Genomic DNA, 15,222 nt, shown 5'->3' with positions numbered 1-15,222 from the left:
GGATCATGGAATTCACCCGGGCCCACCTCCAACGGATACACCAATCAGGACACATCACCCGAGCAGGTAACGGAACCACACGTAGGCCACGGGAGCGACCATGAGGATCGAGTCGAGCCGGTCCATGACCCCGCCGTGGCCGGGAATGAGATTGCTCATGTCCTTGATGCCGAGGTCCCGCTTCAGCAGCGAGACCGACAAGTCCCCCAACGTAGCGGCCAGGGCGACGCACACGCCGAACGCCACGCCCATGAGGAAGGGCACGTCGAAGAAGAGCCACAGCGTGACCGAACCGCCTATGGCGGCGGCCACGACGGACCCGCCGAGGCCTTCCCAGGACTTCTTGGGGCTGATGCGCGGCGTCATCTGGTGGCGGCCGATGAGGACCCCGGCGGTGTAGCCGCCGGTGTCGGAGCAGACGACCGTGAACAGGGCGATGATGACCTGCGCGGCGGCGCCGTCGATCCAGCGCGCCGAGTCGTTCTCGGCGGTCGCCAGCAGCATGATGAACCCGGCCAGGAACGGGACCTGGACGAGCAGGAGCGCGGCCGCTGCGGTGTCGGTGCGGTAGCCGGTGGCGCCTTCGGAGAGCCGCCACACGAACAGGGCGGCGACGCCGACGGCGGTCCCGAGCAGCAGGCCGGTGGCGCCGCCGAACCAGGCCAGGACCACGATGAGCGCGCCGGCGGCGGCCAGCGGGATCACCGGGACGTTCCTGCCGCCCTTGCGCATCGCGGTGCCGGTCTCCCAGCAGGCGACGCCGACGGCGATGACGGCGACGCCGAGGAACGCGGCGGGCCAGATCAGCAGGGAGGCCAGGACGACCGCGGCCATGCCGAGCCCGGCGCCGATGGCGACGGGCAGGTTGCGGCCGGCCTTGGCCTTGCGGTCGTCGTGGTCGGTCTCGGCGGCGCCGGACCCTCGCCCGTCCGGCGACGGGTGCGGGCGACGGCCGGGCGAACCGTCGGGAAGGGCGCTCATCAGATCTCGAGCAGCTCAGACTCTTTGGAGCCCATGAGCTCGTCCACGTTCTTCACGAAGCGGCCCGTGAGGTCGTCGAGCTCCTTCTCCGCGGAGTGCCCCTCGTCCTCGGAGACCTCCCCGTCCTTGACGGCCTTGCCGATCTCGTCCTTGGCCTTGCGGCGGACGTTGCGGATGGCGATCTTGGCGTCCTCGCCCTTGGTCTTGACCACCTTGATCATCTCGCGGCGGCGCTCCTCGGTCATGGGAGGCAGGTTGAGGCGCAGCTGGGTGCCCTCGTTGGAGGGGTTGACGCCGAGGTTCGAGTTGCGGATCGCGTCCTCGATGTCCTTCATCTGGGAGGCGTCGAAGGGCTTGACGATGACCATGCGCGGCTCGGGGATCGCGATGGAGGCGACCTGCGGGATGGGGGTGGGCGCACCGTAGTAGTCGACGGTGATCCGGTTGAACATGGCGGAGGAGGCGCGGCCGGTGCGGATGGCGGCGAATTCCTCCTTGGCGTGCTCGATGGCCCGCTCCATCTTCTCCTCGGCTTCGAGGAGGGCGTCGTCAATCACGGCTTTTCTCACAATCTCTCGCGGCCTGACAGCACTTCTGACCGTACCGTCCCGGCGGCGTGGCTCGGTGGCGTGGATGTCGATGGACGCGGCCGGTTTCGTGGGCGGCGTCCGCGAGTTCAGTCGTCGGCGGCGTGGATGAGGGTGCCGAGCTGCTCGCCGACGATGGCGCGGCGGAGGTTGCCGTCGTCGTCGGCGCCGAAGACGAGCATCGGCAGGCTGTTGTCCTTGCAGAGGCTGAAGGCGGCCTGGTCGACGACCATGAGCTCGCGCTTCAGGGCCTCGTCGAAGGTGATGTCGTCGAGGCGCTGCGCGTTGGGGTCGGTGCGCGGGTCGGCGGTGTAGACCGCGTCGACGCCGTTCTTGGAGACGAGCACGACCTGCGCGCCGATCTCGAGGGCGCGCTGCGCGGCCACGGTGTCGGTGGAGAAGTAGGGCATGCCCGCGCCGGCGCCGAAGATGACGACGCGGCCCTTCTCGAGGTGGCGGATGGCCCGCAGGGGCAGGTAGGCCTCGGCGACCTGGGCCATGGCGATGGCGGTCTGGACGCGCGTGTCGACGCCCTCCTTCTCCAGGAAGTCCTGGAGGGCGAGGCAGTTCATGACGGTGCCGAGCATGCCCATGTAGTCGGCGCGGGCGCGGTCCATGCCGCGGCGCTGGAGTTCGGCCCCGCGGAAGAAGTTGCCGCCGCCGACGACGATGGCGACCTGGACGCCCGCGGCGACGCCGGCCGCGATCTGGCGCGCGACCGCCTGCACGACATCGGGGTCGACGCCGACGGCGCCGCCGCCGAAGGCCTCACCCGACAGTTTCAGCACGACCCGGCGGTACTGGTCTTGACTCATGGCACTCCCCTGCTCTGACGTGTCCCTCGGTGGCTGCGCTGCCGTTGACCGTACTGCCCGCGCCCGTCCCGGCCCACTCCGGTGCTGCGTTCGGGGCGCTCCTGTTCCCGGGCATGGAACGGGGCGGCGGCCTGCGCCGCCGCCCCTTCCATGCGAATTCACAGTCGCAAGCTTCGCTGAGGAGGCTTACGGCTGGAGCCAGTGTAGTCCGCGCGTGCGGACCGCTCGCTACTCCTGGCCGACTTCGAAGCGGATGAAGCCGGTGACCTCGGTGCCCGCCTCGGCGAGCACCTGGGAGACGGTCTTCTTGTTGTCGAGGACCGAGTTCTGCTCGAGCAGGGCGAAGTCGCGGTAGTAGGCGTTGACCTTGCCTTCCACGATCTTGTCCCAGGCGCGCTCGGGCTTGCCCTCTTCCTTGGCGGTCTCGAGCGCGACGCGCTTCTCGCCCTCGATGATGTCCGCGGGGACCTCGTCGCGGGTGAGGTACTTCGGACGCATCGCGGCGGCCTGCATGCCGACCTGGCGGGCGGCCTCGGCGTCGCCGGTGTACTCGACGATGATGCCGACGGCCGGCGGGAGGTCGGCGGCCTTGCGGTGCATGTAGACCGCGACGTCGCCCTGGAGCGAGCCGACGCGGCCGAGGGCGAGCTTCTCGCCCAGCTTCACCGACTCCTCGGCGATGACCTCGGCGACGGCCTTGCCGTTGAGCTCGGCCTTGGCGAACGCCTCGGAGTCCGCGGGGCGGACCTCGTCGGCCAGCTCGACCAGCGTCTGGGCGAGCTCGATGAACGCGCCGTTCTTGGCGACGAAGTCGGTCTCGCACAGCAGCTCGAGCAGCGTGCTGCCGGACTGCGCGACCAGGCCCTGGGCGGTGGTGCGCTCGGCGCGCTTGCCGACGTCCTTGGCGCCCTTGATGCGCAGGGCCTCGAGGGCCGCGTCGTAGTCGCCGTCAGCCGCTTCGAGGGCCTTCTTGACGTCCATCATCCCGGAGCCGGTGGCTTCCCGGAGCTTCTTGACGTCAGCCATCGTGAAGTTGGCCATTGCTCCCCTTCTTACTTCTCGTCTTCGACGGTCTTCTCGCCGGACGGCTCGACGACCTTCACGGAGTCTTCGGTGTTCTCTGCGGAGAGGAGGTCCTTCTCCCAGTCGGCGAGCGGCTCGCCCTCGCCCTTCTCGACCTGGCCGCCGGAGCGGGCCAGCAGGCCTTCGGCGGCGCCGTCGGCGATGATCTTGGTCAGGAGGGCGACGGAGCGGATGGCGTCGTCGTTGCCCGGGATCGGGAAGTCGACCTCGTCCGGGTCGCAGTTGGTGTCGAGGATCGCGACGACGGGGATGCCGAGCTTGCGGGCCTCGTCGACGGCGATGTGCTCCTTCTTGGTGTCCACGATCCAGATCGCGGCCGGGGTCTTCTCCATGTCGCGGAGGCCGCCGAGCGTGCGCTCGAGCTTGTCCTTCTCGCGCATGAGCTGGAGCATTTCCTTCTTGGTGCGGTTGGCCGCACCGTTGGCCTCGATGATCTCGAGTTCCTTGAGGCGCATGAGGCGCTTCTGGATGGTCTGGAAGTTGGTGAGCATGCCGCCGAGCCAGCGGTGGTTCACGAAGGGCATCCCGACGCGCTGGGCCTGCTCGGCCACGGCTTCCTGGGCCTGCTTCTTGGTGCCCACGAACAGGACCTCGCCGCCCTCCGCGACGACGTTCTTGACGAAGTCGTGGGCCTTGGCCGCGTAGTCGACCGTCTGGCGCAGGTCGATGACGTAGATGCCGTTGCGGTCGGTGAGGATGAACCGCTTCATCTTCGGGTTCCAGCGACGGGTCTGGTGACCGAAGTGCACGCCGCTCTCAAGGAGCTGACGCATAGTGACAACCGACACGGTTGTATTCCTTTCGTTCCCTGGTTCATTCGCGGAGGCCGCCCGAAGTCCGGGCGTCCCGCGCCTGGCGCTCGCCTCCGGCGATCTGCAACCGGGAAAGTCCCGGACCTGGGAGATCGCTAGGGCCGGACCGCATTCCGCCGCAGTGCGCCCCTGAAGGGCGTGCGATGGAGGTCGGGCCGCGGCGAGCGCGCGAAGTCGGCTCGACGCACAGTGCGCCTTACCGCTCTGATCAGTGTACTCAGACCCCCGTGGGCACTACGAACGCGGTGGACCGCAGTGACAGACGCAATGGACGCCGGTCGGCCGACCACCCCGCCGAACCGCCCACCGACCTCGGGGCATACCGAACCGGACGAGCCGCCGACAACCCCGCGAACAAAGTTATCCACAGGCAAAAAACTTTCTGTTGCCGATACCCGGCACCCGCGCCAGCATTGAGTCATGCGACAACTACACAACGCGATGATCATCAGCCTCATAACCGCATCACTCCTGGCCGCAGCGGCCATCGTCACCCCCACCCCCGCCAAGGCCGAGCAGCCCACCGCCCCGCACGGCCCCGCCACCGGCCCCTGGCGCTCACCGGTCGGCGGCCTCGACCCCCTCACCCGCTTCGACCCGCCGCCCGAGCCCTGGCTGCCCGGCCACCGCGGCGTCGACCTCGCCGCGAGCACCGACCTCCCCGTCACCGCCGCGGGCGCGGGCACCGTCGTCTTCGCCGACGACCTCGCCGGCCGGGGCGTCGTCAGCATCGTCCACGCCAACGGCCTCCGCACCACCTACGAACCGGTCGAACCCCTGGTCGCCGCCGGCGACACCGTCACCACGGGCCAGACGATCGGGCACCTCCAGTCCGGCCACGACTCCTGCCCCGGCCAGGTCTGCCTCCACCTCGGGCTCAAACGCGGCCCGCTCTACCTCGACCCGATGCTGCTCTTCGGCAAGGGCAAAGTCCGCCTGCTCCCCCGCCCCGGCCGACCGGAGACCGGCCGATGACGCAGCAGACCGCCACCGCTCCGCACCCGACACCACCCGAGCCCGCCGTGAACCTGCGAAGGCTCGCCCCGCACCAGCTCGGCCGGCTCGGCGAGCAGCTCGCGGCCGCCCACCTCCAACGCGACCGGATGCAGATCCTCGCCCGCAACTGGCGGCACCGCCTCGGCGAACTCGACCTCATAGCACGCTCGGCCGACACCGTCGTCTTCTGCGAGGTCAAGACCCGCCGCTCCGACCGGTTCGGCGGCCCGCTCGGCGCGGTCGACGGCGAGAAGCTCCACCGCATCGAACTCCTCGCCCGCGCCTGGCTCAAACGCCACTGCCGAACCGACCAGCCCTGGCGGATCGACCGCATCGCCCTCACAGTGACCGGCCGCCGGCGCCTCGCTCTCGAACACCGCCAAGGGAACCGCCATGGGTTACGCGCGCACCAACACCGTCTGCATGATCGGCGCGACCGCCGTCGCGGTCACCGTCGAGGCCTCGGTCTTCAAGTCATCCGCGAAGGGCGCGGACACGGTCCGCATGTCGGGCCTGCCCGACAGCGTCGTCAACCAGGCGCAGACGCGGGTCCGCTCGGCGATGGCGAACTCGGCCCTGCGCTTCCCCGACAAATCGGTGTCGGTCAACTTCGGCCCGGCATCGATCCCGACCACCGGTTCAGCGGCGGACCTGGCCCTGGCGCTCACGATCATGTGCGCGGACGACACCCTGCCGACGGAGAAGCTCAACGACACGGTCCTCCTGGCGGAACTCGGCCTCGACGGCAGCCTGCGAGCGGTGCCCGGCACACTCCCGGCGCTGCTCGAGGCCCGCGAGTCGGGACTGCGCACCGCGATCGTCGCTCCGGCGAACGCCGCCGAAGCGTCCTTGGTCGACGGGCTGGCGGTCTACGCCCCACCCGATCTCGCGACCCTCGTGGCATGGCTGTTCGGGCAGACGGCCCTCGACCCCGTGATGCGAACACCGCCTGACGCGCCGCCACCGCTGCCCGATCTCGCCGATGTGAGCGGCCAGTCGAAGGCCCGCCGCGCCCTGGAGATCGCGGCGGCGGGTGGACACCACATGCTGATGGTAGGTCCGCCAGGCGCGGGCAAGACGATGCTCGCCGAGCGGCTGCCGTCGATCCTCCCGCCGCTGTCCGACGCCGAGGCGGTCGAGGTCACCTCACTGCATTCGCTGCGGGGCCGCATCTCGGGCGGTGCGGCGACGCTCATGCGCCACGCGCCGTTCGAGGCTCCCCACCATTCGATCACCATGCAGGCCTTGGTAGGCGGCGGCAGCGGCCTAGTCGGCCCGGGATCACTCGCGCTCGCCCACCGAGGCGTGCTCTTCATCGACGAAGCCCCTGAATGGAAACGGTCGGTCCTGGACTCACTCCGGCAGCCGCTCGAGTGCGGCGAGGTGCGCATCCGAAGGGCGAACACCTCGATCTGCTACCCGGCCAAGGTCATCCTGGTCCTCGCCGCGAATCCGTGTCCGTGCGCGCCGAACAAGCCGTACGACTGCACCTGCACTCCACAGGTGAAGCGGGGCTACCTGCCCAGGATCTCGCGGCCGCTGATGGACCGGATCGACCTGCGAGTCGACCTTCCCGCGGTGCCGCCCTCGGCGATCCTGGCCGAGCAGTCGGAGGCGGAGCCTTCGGAGCAGGTCGCGAAGCGGGTGGCGAGGGCTCGGGAGGCGGCTGCGGCGCGATGGTCCGAAGCGGGCGAGGCGTGGCAGTGCAACAGCGAGGTGCCGGGCCCGGCGCTGCGGTCGGACCGCTGGCGGCTCCCGGTGCCGGTGAGGAAATGCGTCGACGACCTGCTCACAAAGGAGCGGATCACGGCGCGCGGCTACGACCGCATCCTGAAGCTCGCGTGGACGATCGCGGACCTGATGGAACACGAACGCCCTACGGCCGAGGACATCACGATCGCCAGCGAACTGCGAATCGGCTACACGCTGAGCTGAGCACCCGAACCCACAACCCGACTCACCGACCCACCGACCCACCGACCCACATTGAGGAGGCACCGTGACGAACCTGCCCGACGATCCCCGCCTCGCCCTCATGCTCCTGTCATCGATGATCGAGCCCGGAGACGCGGAGCTCGACGATCTGCTGGACGAGGTCGACCCGATCGAAGTGGTCAAGCGCCTCTGGGAGGGCGACGTTCCCGACCGGTTGCGGCGCATCACGAGCGCGATGGTCTCGTGCACCCATGATCCGGCCGCTCGAGCCGCCGACATCGCCTCCGCGACAAGCGCATGCGGCGCCAGAGTCCTGATGCCCGGCGATCCCGACTGGCCCGACCAGCTCCGCGATCTGATGCTCGTGTGCGACGCCAACGAACCGCATGTGCGGCCGCCGCGCTGCCTCTGGGTCCGGGGCGAGCAAGATCTGGCGCGTCTGTGCCGCCGCTCGGTGGCGATCGTCGGTTCAAGGGCCGCAACCGAATACGGACAGCACCTCGCCGACGATCTGGCAGCGGACCTGACCGACGCGGGCTGGACGATCGTCTCAGGGGGCGCCTTCGGCATCGACAGGGCCGCGCATCTCGGAGCCTTGGCTCGGGGCGGTTCGACGGTGTCGGTGCTGGCCTGCGGGGTGGAGCTGCCGTATCCGAAGGGCAACCACTCGATGTTCAACCTGATCGCCGAGAAGGGCCTCATCATCAGCGAGTGGCCGCCGGGGACCACGGTCATGAAGCACCGCTTCCTGACCCGGAACCGGGTGATCGCGGCGCTGACCGCGGGCACGGTAGTCATCGAGGCGGCCCACCGCTCAGGGGCGCGCAACACGGGCCGGTACGCGGCCGAACTCGGCCGCGTCCTGATGTTCACACCGGGACCGGTGACCTCGTCGATGTCGGTCGGTGTCCACCAGCTGGCAAGGGAGCCATGGGAAGCCCGCCTGGTGACCCGGGCCGAAGAGGTGATCGAGGACCTCACCGGCATCGGCGGCCCACTCGCAGCTCCTCCGCCCCCGCAACGGCGCCCCTTCGACCGCCTGACGGAAATCGAAGCCCGCCTGGTCGAGTCCCTGCCGCGGGGTTACGTCGTCGAAACGACCCGCCTCGCGGCCGCCGCCGGCGTCCCCACGGAGATCGCAGCCGAAACCCTTGATCGGCTCCTCCGCACCGGCTGGGTCGACCGCATCGACAACCGCTGGCGCCTATCGAGAGGAGACCACTCCTGACCACGAACCGAGCCCGAGCCCCGCCCTACCCCGACAATCCCGCCGACCTGGATCGAACGACACCGCCCTCACAGAAAGGAGGACCCGCCTGAACAACCCCCGAGCGCCGCCTACGCAGCGCCACCACACGACACATCAGTAAATGCGGTGCGCACCGCATCCGATATCGAGGGGTGGGGTGGGGTGGGGGCGGGGGGGAGGGGCCCCCGGAGGGCGTAGCGGCGGCTTCGGTCGAGCAGGGCCGGCCGGCGTACGCCCACGGCCCGCGGCAGCGAGCGGTTGGGCGCCCCTGGAGGCGTCACACGGCAGGCCGCCGCAGCGAACCCGGTCGAGCCCGCCCATGGCAAACCACAAGGAGCCGGTCAGGCGAGGCCGGGTTGGTCGGGGTTGGGGTAGTCGGTCACGGCCATGCGCGGGTTCTCGAGTTCGGCGAGCGGGGCCCAGCATTCGTAGACGCCGCGCTCGACGCAGGTCGCGTCGGTGGTCATGATCGCCTCGAGATCGGGCTGGCTGAGCCGCACCCGCACCCAGTCCTCGTTGCGGCCGAGCGCGAGCACGTCGATGTCGCGCCAGCGCGCCCGCGTGTGGAACCGCTGCGGGCGGGTCACCGGACTGCGGCTCGTGGCGCCGCGCGCGTAGACGCTGAAGCCGTGGCCGGGGTCGGCGGTGACGGGGACGCGTTCGCCCTCGTGTTCACCGATGAGTCCAGCATGGACGGAGGGATCGGTGCGGAAGAGCGCGCGTCCGGTCTCGAGGCCGGGGATGCGGTTGACGAGGTCGCGGTGGCGGGCTCCGGCCATGCGGTCCCACACGTTCGTCTGCGGCTGGTACTGGAACAGCGAGATCTCCGCGCCGTCGAGCGTGTACGCCAGAATCTCGGCCCTTGCCGTCAGCGGCAGGTCCGCGAAGCCGGCGGTCGCGAACTCGGGGATGAGGTGCGTGCCGCTGGGGAGGAATCCGGTGCCGAGGATCATCGAGCCGCGCCGCTCGCGCCCGGGCACGCTGACGAGTCCCGGGAAGTTGGCGGCTTCGGTGCTCTGGTAGTCGCCGGGGCTGATCGCCTTCCAGCGCAGGGAGAACGCGATGTCGCGGGCGTCGTCGGGGTCGCCGGAGAGCACTACTCGGTCGTGGGGGGTGCGCAGGTGGGCGACGTCGAATTCGCGGAAGCACACGCCGGAGACGACCGGCGCGGAGGTGAGCTGCCGGGCCACCTGGTGGCGGCTGAGCGGCTTCACCATGCGGGTGCCGGCGGTGACGAATGCGGTGGCGCGCACCGCCGAGACGAGCGCGCGTTCGGCGGGGCCGATGCGCGGGTTCTGGCTGTAGCGGTGGACGGTGGCGGCGTCGACGCCCGGCATCACCGGGATCGCGAGCGGCGCGACACCGGCGAGGAGGAGTTCGCCGCCGGAGCTGGCCACCTCGGAAGCGTGCACATACCGGTGGAATGCGTTGCCGCTGGGGTGGAATCCGTCTTCGCGAGTGTCCGAATAGATCTCGAATGCGGCGCCGCCCGCGATCGCTCGCGCCCGGTATCGCCGTTCGTGCCAGACGATTTCAGTGGTGCCGGTCGGCGCGGCTGGTGGTGCCTGCATGACTCTGAGTGTAGGGAAACGGGTGAACATCTCGGTGAACCGAAGGTGAACACCCGCTTCGACCATGCCCGCCGAACTGGGGTCACACCGTCTCGGTGACCTTTTTGAGGCCCCTCGGCGCGTCGGGGTTCTCGCCGCGCTCGATCGCCAGATGCAGCGCGAGTTGTTGCAGCGGAAGGATATCGAGCAGTGCGGCGATGCGCTCGTCGACGGCCGGGGTGGCGAGTCGGGCGGTTTGTCCCGGGACGTCGGCGGCGCCGACGACGACCACGTCCGCGCGCTGTTTGCCGAGTTGGGTGAGGACGTTCCACATTGCATGACCGCCGGGGCCGGAGCCGACGACGGCGAGCACGGGCACGCCGGGGTCGGTCATGGCGAGCGGCCCGTGGAGGAGGTCGGCGCCGGAGAACGCGAGCGAGGGGAGGTAGGAGGTCTCCATGAGCTTGAGCGCGGTCTCGCGGGCGGTCGGGTAGGCGTAGCCGCGGCCGGTGGTGACGAACCGGGACGCGAAGCGGTAGCGGCCGGCGAGTTCGGCGGCGCCGGGGTTGGCGAGGACGCCGCGGGCGAGTTCGGGGAGTTTGCCGATGGCGGTGGCCTCGGCGGCGTCGAGGCGGCCGGTGCCGGTGCGGATGCCTTCGATGAGGAGCAGGAGGGTGAGTAGCTCGGCCGTGTAGGTCTTGGTGGCCGCGACGGCGCGCTCGTGACCGGCGCGTACGTCGAGGTGGAGCTCGGCTTCGCCGGCGAGGCGGGAGTCGGGGTTGTTGGTGACGGCGAGGGTGAGGGCGCCGGAGGCGCGGGCGGCGGCGACGACCTGGGCGAGGTCGGGTGATCCGCCGGACTGGGAGACGGCGATGACGAGGGAGTCGGACCAGTCGGGGCGGGCGTCGTAGACGGTGACGACGGAGGGGCTGGCGAGGCTCGCGGGCAGGCCGAGGCGGATCTCCGTGAGATAGGCCGCGTAGAGGGCGGCGTGGTCGGAGGTGCCCCGGGCGGTGAAGACCACCGAGCGCGGGCGCCGCTCGGCGATGACCGCGGCGATGCGGGCGATCTCGCCGGCGCCGTGGTCGAGCACGTCGGCGTAGACGTCGGGCTGCTCGGCGATGTCGGCGGCCATGCCCTTTCCGGGCTCGGTGGCGTTGTCGGTGGCGCCGACCTGGGGCTGGTTCACTTGACGCTCCTTGTGAAACGGGTACCGCTAAAATATTAAACAAACCTTTATAATGAAGCGTAGTCGACCGGCACCACGCGCGTCCACCGCACTCGGGCCTTCCCATCGCGCCGCTTCCGCTCCTTCAACCCTGCTACGACTCGCGTCGCCCGTCAATGAAGTGTGTCCACTGCCCTCCGTGCAGCCGCGCAGTTGCCGGTAAGGTTGACCCCTGAATTCCCGACCGAACTAGGAGGAAGCAGTGGCGAAAGCAGCCCGCAAGCGCAAGTCGCGTAAGAAGAAGTCCGCTAACCACGGGAAGCGCCCGAACAGCTAGCGCGTGGCGGGGCAGGCGGCCGAGGCCGCGACTGCCCCGCAGATCGCACTGGACACCCGGCGCAGAACGAGAATTGCCCACATGACCGAAGCGCCGCGCGAAGCGCGCGAGCAGCAACAGCCGAGCACCCGAGAGCGGATCCAGCGGACCGCGATCGCGCTCTTCAGCGAGCACGGCTACGAGCACACCTCTCTACGGGAGATCGCCGAGCAGCTCGGCGTCACCAAGGCCGCCCTGTACTACCACTTCAAGACGAAGGAAGACATCGCGGCCAGCTTCTTCGACTCCTACGCGGAGGACTTGGACCGCATCTGCGACTGGGGCGACACCCAGCCGCGGGGGCTGGAGACCCGCACCGAACTCCTGCGCCGCTACGCGGAGGTCATCCGCGCGCACCAACCGGTGCTCAGGTTCATGCAGAACAACCAGGCCGCGCTCACTCGCCTCGACCGCATGTCGGTCTTCAGGCTGCGGCAGCGGCGCCTGCACGCGCTGCTCGTCGAGTCGGACGCGCCGCTCATCCACCGCCTGCGGGCGTGGGACGCGATCACGACCCTCTACAGCAACTGGATCACCTATCCGCGCGTGGACGACTCCGAGGACGACCTGCGCGAAGCGTCGGTGCAGATCTCGATCGGCATGATCCGGGCCAACGCCGCCGAGGAGTCGGATTCCTGAACGCGGTCGGCGCTGCTGGACACGGTTCCCGGATTTCCGCGGCAGGCAGCGCGCACCGCGCATGGAGCGGCACGTCGACGGAAGCGCGGTCTTACGAGCGCTGCCGTTGAAGGTCGTTAGAAAGCGCAGTCGTTAGGAAAGCACAGTCGGGCCCGGGGTCACCGTCGGGCCCGATTGGCGTGTAAGGGAGCGGTCGGCCTCAGCGCTCGCGCTCAGCGACTTCGCTGAAGATCTCGCTGACCTGCTCGATGGCGCTGAGCTTCTGGCGCAGGCGCGCCTTCACCTCGTCGGGCGCCTTCTCCTGGCTGCAGCAGCGGTGCACGATGGTGCGCACCTCCTGCTCGATGCCGTACTCGGAGAGGCAGGGCGTGCACTCTTCGAGGTGGTCGCGGATCACGCCGCGGCGGCGGTCGGAGCACTCGTCGTCGAGGTAGAGGTAGACCTCTTCAAGGACCTCTCGACAGTCGAGTTTGGGCTTCTCCGGTTCGGCGGTCACTGCTGTACCTCCCGTGCGGGCGAAAGGCCGCGGTCCGCGGCGTACGAGCTCAACAGCTGGCGCAGCTGCCGCCGGCCCCGGTGCAGCCGGGACATGACGGTGCCGATCGGGGTGCCCATGATGTCGGCGATCTCCTTGTAGGAGAACCCTTCGACGTCGGCGAGGTAGACCGTCAGGCGGAAGTCCTCGCCGAGCTGCTGCAGGGCGTCCTTGACATCGGAGTCCGGCAGGTGGTCCAGCGCCTCGGTCTCGGCCGAGCGCAGCCCGGAGGCGGAGTGCGACTCGGCGTCCGCGAGCTGCCAGTCAGTGATCTCGTCGGTGGGCGAGGTCAGCGGCTGGCGCTTCTTCTTGCGGTACGAGTTGATGTACGTGTTGGTGAGGATCCGGTACAGCCACGCCTTGAGGTTGGTGCCCTCGCGGAACTGGTGGAACTTCGAGTAGGCCTTGAGGAACGTCTCCTGGACCAGGTCTTCGGCGTCGGCGGGGTTGCGCGTCATGCGCAGGGCGGCGCCGTACAGCTGGTCGATCAGGGGCATCGCGTCGCGCTCGAACCGCTCGCGCCGCTCCTGGGTGTTCTCGCTGCCTGCCTCGGTCACCGTCTCCCTCTCGTAGCCGACCAGTTCCGAGCCTACGGCAGGGGTCCGGGCGGGGGCGGAGGAAATACCGGCGGTCGTGACGCCGCCGACGCGGGTGGCGCCGTTGGGCGAAGGAGACCATTCGGGGCCGCTCAACAGGGCGGTCAGGCGCTCGTGTTCGCGTCCGCGGAGGGTGGTGGTCATGCGTTTGGGCTCCTTGCTTAGACAGACTTCGTGGCCCGTGAGCCCTTCGCCGCGGTTCGCGCGGCGGGTGGCCGGCGTGCCTCGACTGGAGACTCGTCCCGAACAACAGCACCGGGCGCGGCTTCATTCCGCCGTCCGCGAAACCTCCGTAGTCGTATCCGCCACACCACCCGGTCGGAGTAACCGCCTAGCCCGGAATTTCGGGCGAAGTGTACTAAATTCGGAATATCCCCCGAAATTATTACTTAATGGATCGAAACGGTAACTTTCGGCAAGGCGGAGTCGTTATCGTGTGTGGACCCGGAAGGGTCCTGATCGCACCGGGCGACCGGTGCGTGAACTCCCAGTGCCTGCCCCGGGCCGGCGAACCATGACACCGTCGCCGGTCCGGGGAGGCTACCTCCCCCGCTCCCCCGGACGACGAAAAGCCGCGACCTTCGCTGGGGCTGCAGCGGTCGCGGCTTTCGATTCGGCGGGCTCGGCTAGGCGCCGACCGCCAGGGGGTTGATGTCCTTCCAGACTTCGATCATCGCCCGGCGCTCGCGGGGCGCGGTGGCCCCCCAGACGCCGTGGCGGTCGCGGGCCTCGAGGGCCCGGACCAGGCAGGGGGTGCGGACCGGGCAGGACGCGCACATGGCCAGGGCCTCGTCGATGGGCTCGCGGGGCTCGGGGTACATGACGTCGGGTTCGGCGTCGGCGCAGTTGCCCTGGCGGAGCCAGGCGTCGCCGCTCATCCGGTAGGCGCCTCGGATGATCTCGTTGCGGTACTCGGCGGCATCGAGCAGCCGGGGGTCTCTCCGGGCTCGGGCCACCTCGTCGGGGCGGATTCGCCGCATTGCTGCCTCCCATGTTCGTTGTGGATGCAGAGCCTTGTGGTTGCAGGGGCGTTGCGCCGCCGGCCCCTCCCCGCGTCGATCAACTCGGCGCGGGAAGTGATTCCCTATGGCCGGCGGCGGCTTGTACACGAAAGACCGCCGACATGGGGTACAGATACGTTTCACCGAAAGTGATTGGGCTCACAGTCCAGGAAGGGTCGAGGGGCCTTCGTCGCCGTCGACGGGTTCGACCAGTTCGGGGCCCTCGTTGTCGGCGCGGCCGACCGCGCGGCCGACCTTGCGGATCTCGATGTCGTCCGGGAGCGACGGGGCGGGACCGGCGAGCAGCTCGCCCTCGCCGGCGGGCTCCTCCCCCAGCCACGCCGCGTACCGCTCGGGCGGCAGGACGTACGGCATGCGGTCGTGCACGGTCTCGAACGCCTCCCCCACGGCGGGGCAGGTGAGGACCGTGAAGGTCATGAGGTGGACATCGCCTCGGTTCCAGGTGTCCCAGAGCCCCGCGAAGACGACGCCGCCGGGGCGGGTGAAGAAGTAGGGCTGCTTGCCGCCGCCCGGGAGTTTGCGCCACTCGTACCAGCCGTCGGCCGGGACGAGCGCGCGCCGCGACGCGAACGGCCGCTTGTAGGCGCGCGAGGTCGACACGGTCTCGATGCGGGCGTTGAACATCCGCGACCCGATCCCCGGATCCGAGGCCCAGGGCGGGACGAGCCCCCACCGGGCCAGTTCGACCACTCGCTCGTCCTTCGACTTCGAGCGGCGGACCACCGGCGCGAGGGTGGTGGGCGCGATGTTGTAGAGCGGGGACCAAGCGCCCGCGATGAGGTCTTCGGCGTCGAAGAGCGCCGCCATGCTGGGGCTCGACTTGCTGTTGGCGTACCGTCCGCACATGCCCACACGGTAGCCCCCGCCACCGACACTCC

The 15,222-nt window shown here is 69.6% G+C and carries 16 protein-coding genes and 1 pseudogene; 6 read left to right on the top strand and 11 right to left on the bottom strand.

Going from position 1 to position 15,222, the window contains the following annotated elements; translation table 11 throughout:
• Positions 1-54 precede the first annotated feature (54 nt).
• From J5V16_RS12455 to rpsB, 5 genes are all read right to left on the bottom strand, one after another.
• A complete protein-coding gene (locus tag J5V16_RS12455; protein ID WP_208496592.1) occupies positions 55-981 on the bottom strand; it encodes a phosphatidate cytidylyltransferase in 927 nt (308 codons plus the stop codon).
• Positions 981-1,538: a ribosome recycling factor gene (gene frr, locus J5V16_RS12450; RefSeq protein WP_208496591.1), complete on the bottom strand. Its 558-nt coding sequence runs from the start codon at positions 1,536-1,538 to the stop codon at positions 981-983. Before frr ends, J5V16_RS12455 begins: the two co-directional genes overlap by 1 nt.
• Positions 1,539-1,657: 119 nt before the next feature.
• Positions 1,658-2,383 (bottom strand): UMP kinase, encoded by a 726-nt coding sequence (gene pyrH, locus J5V16_RS12445; RefSeq protein ID WP_208496590.1) that lies wholly within the window; start codon positions 2,381-2,383, stop codon positions 1,658-1,660.
• Between the two features lie 228 nt (positions 2,384-2,611).
• The gene (gene tsf, locus J5V16_RS12440; RefSeq protein WP_208496589.1) at positions 2,612-3,424 is read right to left on the bottom strand and encodes a translation elongation factor Ts; all 813 of its coding nucleotides are present in this window, start codon (positions 3,422-3,424) and stop codon (positions 2,612-2,614) included.
• A gap of 11 nt (positions 3,425-3,435) precedes the next feature.
• Positions 3,436-4,254 (bottom strand): 30S ribosomal protein S2, encoded by an 819-nt coding sequence (gene rpsB, locus J5V16_RS12435; protein WP_208496588.1) that lies wholly within the window; start codon positions 4,252-4,254, stop codon positions 3,436-3,438.
• Positions 4,255-4,698: 444 nt separating this feature from the next.
• On the opposite strand from rpsB, the gene J5V16_RS12430 reads away from it, so the two are divergent.
• The 4 genes and pseudogenes from J5V16_RS12430 to dprA all read left to right on the top strand — a co-directional run bounded on the left by J5V16_RS12430 (position 4,699) and on the right by dprA (position 8,437).
• A complete protein-coding gene (locus J5V16_RS12430) occupies positions 4,699-5,253 on the top strand; it encodes a murein hydrolase activator EnvC family protein (RefSeq protein ID WP_208496587.1) in 555 nt (184 codons plus the stop codon).
• A pseudogene (locus tag J5V16_RS25715) lies at positions 5,250-5,600 on the top strand (YraN family protein); the annotation flags it as partial. The gene J5V16_RS12430 and the pseudogene J5V16_RS25715, both read left to right, overlap by 4 nt.
• Before the next feature lie 67 nt (positions 5,601-5,667).
• Positions 5,668-7,209: a YifB family Mg chelatase-like AAA ATPase gene (locus tag J5V16_RS12420; RefSeq protein ID WP_208496586.1), complete on the top strand. Its 1,542-nt coding sequence runs from the start codon at positions 5,668-5,670 to the stop codon at positions 7,207-7,209.
• A 64-nt stretch (positions 7,210-7,273) separates the two neighbouring features.
• The gene (dprA, locus tag J5V16_RS12415) at positions 7,274-8,437 is read left to right on the top strand and encodes a DNA-processing protein DprA (RefSeq protein ID WP_208496585.1); all 1,164 of its coding nucleotides are present in this window, start codon (positions 7,274-7,276) and stop codon (positions 8,435-8,437) included.
• 362 nt (positions 8,438-8,799) lie between these two features.
• Here the strand turns inward: dprA and J5V16_RS12410 are convergent, their stop codons facing one another.
• Both J5V16_RS12410 and J5V16_RS12405 read right to left on the bottom strand, forming a co-directional pair.
• Positions 8,800-10,029 carry a hypothetical protein gene (locus J5V16_RS12410; protein ID WP_208496584.1) on the bottom strand — a complete coding sequence of 410 codons (1,230 nt, stop codon included), beginning with the start codon at positions 10,027-10,029 and terminating at the stop codon, positions 8,800-8,802.
• A gap of 82 nt (positions 10,030-10,111) precedes the next feature.
• Positions 10,112-11,143: an SIS domain-containing protein gene (locus J5V16_RS12405; RefSeq protein ID WP_208496628.1), complete on the bottom strand. Its 1,032-nt coding sequence runs from the start codon at positions 11,141-11,143 to the stop codon at positions 10,112-10,114.
• A 295-nt stretch (positions 11,144-11,438) separates the two neighbouring features.
• Between J5V16_RS12405 and J5V16_RS25710 the strand changes: the two genes are divergently transcribed.
• Both J5V16_RS25710 and J5V16_RS12400 read left to right on the top strand, forming a co-directional pair.
• Complete coding sequence (locus J5V16_RS25710; RefSeq protein WP_373897052.1) at positions 11,439-11,513, top strand: 50S ribosomal protein bL37; 75 nt, start codon at positions 11,439-11,441, stop codon at positions 11,511-11,513.
• An 81-nt stretch (positions 11,514-11,594) separates the two neighbouring features.
• Complete coding sequence (locus tag J5V16_RS12400) at positions 11,595-12,191, top strand: TetR/AcrR family transcriptional regulator (RefSeq protein ID WP_208496583.1); 597 nt, start codon at positions 11,595-11,597, stop codon at positions 12,189-12,191.
• Positions 12,192-12,390: 199 nt separating this feature from the next.
• On the opposite strand, the gene rsrA is transcribed toward J5V16_RS12400, so the two are convergent.
• The 4 genes from rsrA to J5V16_RS12380 form a co-directional block, all read right to left on the bottom strand.
• The gene (gene rsrA, locus J5V16_RS12395) at positions 12,391-12,687 is read right to left on the bottom strand and encodes a mycothiol system anti-sigma-R factor (protein ID WP_208496582.1); all 297 of its coding nucleotides are present in this window, start codon (positions 12,685-12,687) and stop codon (positions 12,391-12,393) included.
• On the bottom strand, positions 12,684-13,466 hold the full coding sequence (locus J5V16_RS12390) for a sigma-70 family RNA polymerase sigma factor (RefSeq protein WP_208496581.1): 783 nt from the start codon (positions 13,464-13,466) through the stop codon (positions 12,684-12,686). The genes rsrA and J5V16_RS12390 overlap by 4 nt, the downstream gene beginning before the upstream one ends.
• 482 nt (positions 13,467-13,948) lie before the next feature.
• Positions 13,949-14,302: a WhiB family transcriptional regulator gene (locus J5V16_RS12385; RefSeq protein ID WP_205327957.1), complete on the bottom strand. Its 354-nt coding sequence runs from the start codon at positions 14,300-14,302 to the stop codon at positions 13,949-13,951.
• Positions 14,303-14,482: 180 nt separating this feature from the next.
• A complete protein-coding gene (locus tag J5V16_RS12380) occupies positions 14,483-15,190 on the bottom strand; it encodes an SOS response-associated peptidase (RefSeq protein ID WP_208496580.1) in 708 nt (235 codons plus the stop codon).
• Positions 15,191-15,222 lie beyond the last annotated feature (32 nt).

The sequence above is a fragment of the Glycomyces niveus genome (genome assembly GCF_017592475.1).
GTDB classification, from domain to species: Bacteria; Actinomycetota; Actinomycetes; order Mycobacteriales; family Micromonosporaceae; genus Glycomyces; species Glycomyces niveus.
Note: the sequence above shows the minus strand (reverse complement) of the source record. Positions and strands in the feature narration are given on the sequence as shown.

Excerpts from the sequence above, each read along its gene's own strand:
- J5V16_RS12455 (WP_208496592.1), bottom strand. The coding sequence starts at position 981 with ATGAGCGCCCTTCCCGACGGTTCGCCCGGCCGTCGCCCGCACCCGTCG.
- pyrH (WP_208496590.1), bottom strand. The coding sequence starts at position 2,383 with ATGAGTCAAGACCAGTACCGCCGGGTCGTGCTGAAACTGTCGGGTGAG.
- tsf (WP_208496589.1), bottom strand. The coding sequence starts at position 3,424 with ATGGCCAACTTCACGATGGCTGACGTCAAGAAGCTCCGGGAAGCCACC.
- J5V16_RS12430 (WP_208496587.1), top strand. The coding sequence starts at position 4,699 with ATGCGACAACTACACAACGCGATGATCATCAGCCTCATAACCGCATCA.
- J5V16_RS12420 (WP_208496586.1), top strand. The coding sequence starts at position 5,668 with ATGGGTTACGCGCGCACCAACACCGTCTGCATGATCGGCGCGACCGCC.
- J5V16_RS12410 (WP_208496584.1), bottom strand. The coding sequence starts at position 10,029 with ATGCAGGCACCACCAGCCGCGCCGACCGGCACCACTGAAATCGTCTGG.
- J5V16_RS12405 (WP_208496628.1), bottom strand. The coding sequence starts at position 11,143 with ATGGCCGCCGACATCGCCGAGCAGCCCGACGTCTACGCCGACGTGCTC.
- J5V16_RS12400 (WP_208496583.1), top strand. The coding sequence starts at position 11,595 with ATGACCGAAGCGCCGCGCGAAGCGCGCGAGCAGCAACAGCCGAGCACC.
- J5V16_RS12390 (WP_208496581.1), bottom strand. The coding sequence starts at position 13,466 with ATGACCACCACCCTCCGCGGACGCGAACACGAGCGCCTGACCGCCCTG.
- J5V16_RS12385 (WP_205327957.1), bottom strand. The coding sequence starts at position 14,302 with ATGCGGCGAATCCGCCCCGACGAGGTGGCCCGAGCCCGGAGAGACCCC.
- J5V16_RS12380 (WP_208496580.1), bottom strand. The coding sequence starts at position 15,190 with ATGTGCGGACGGTACGCCAACAGCAAGTCGAGCCCCAGCATGGCGGCG.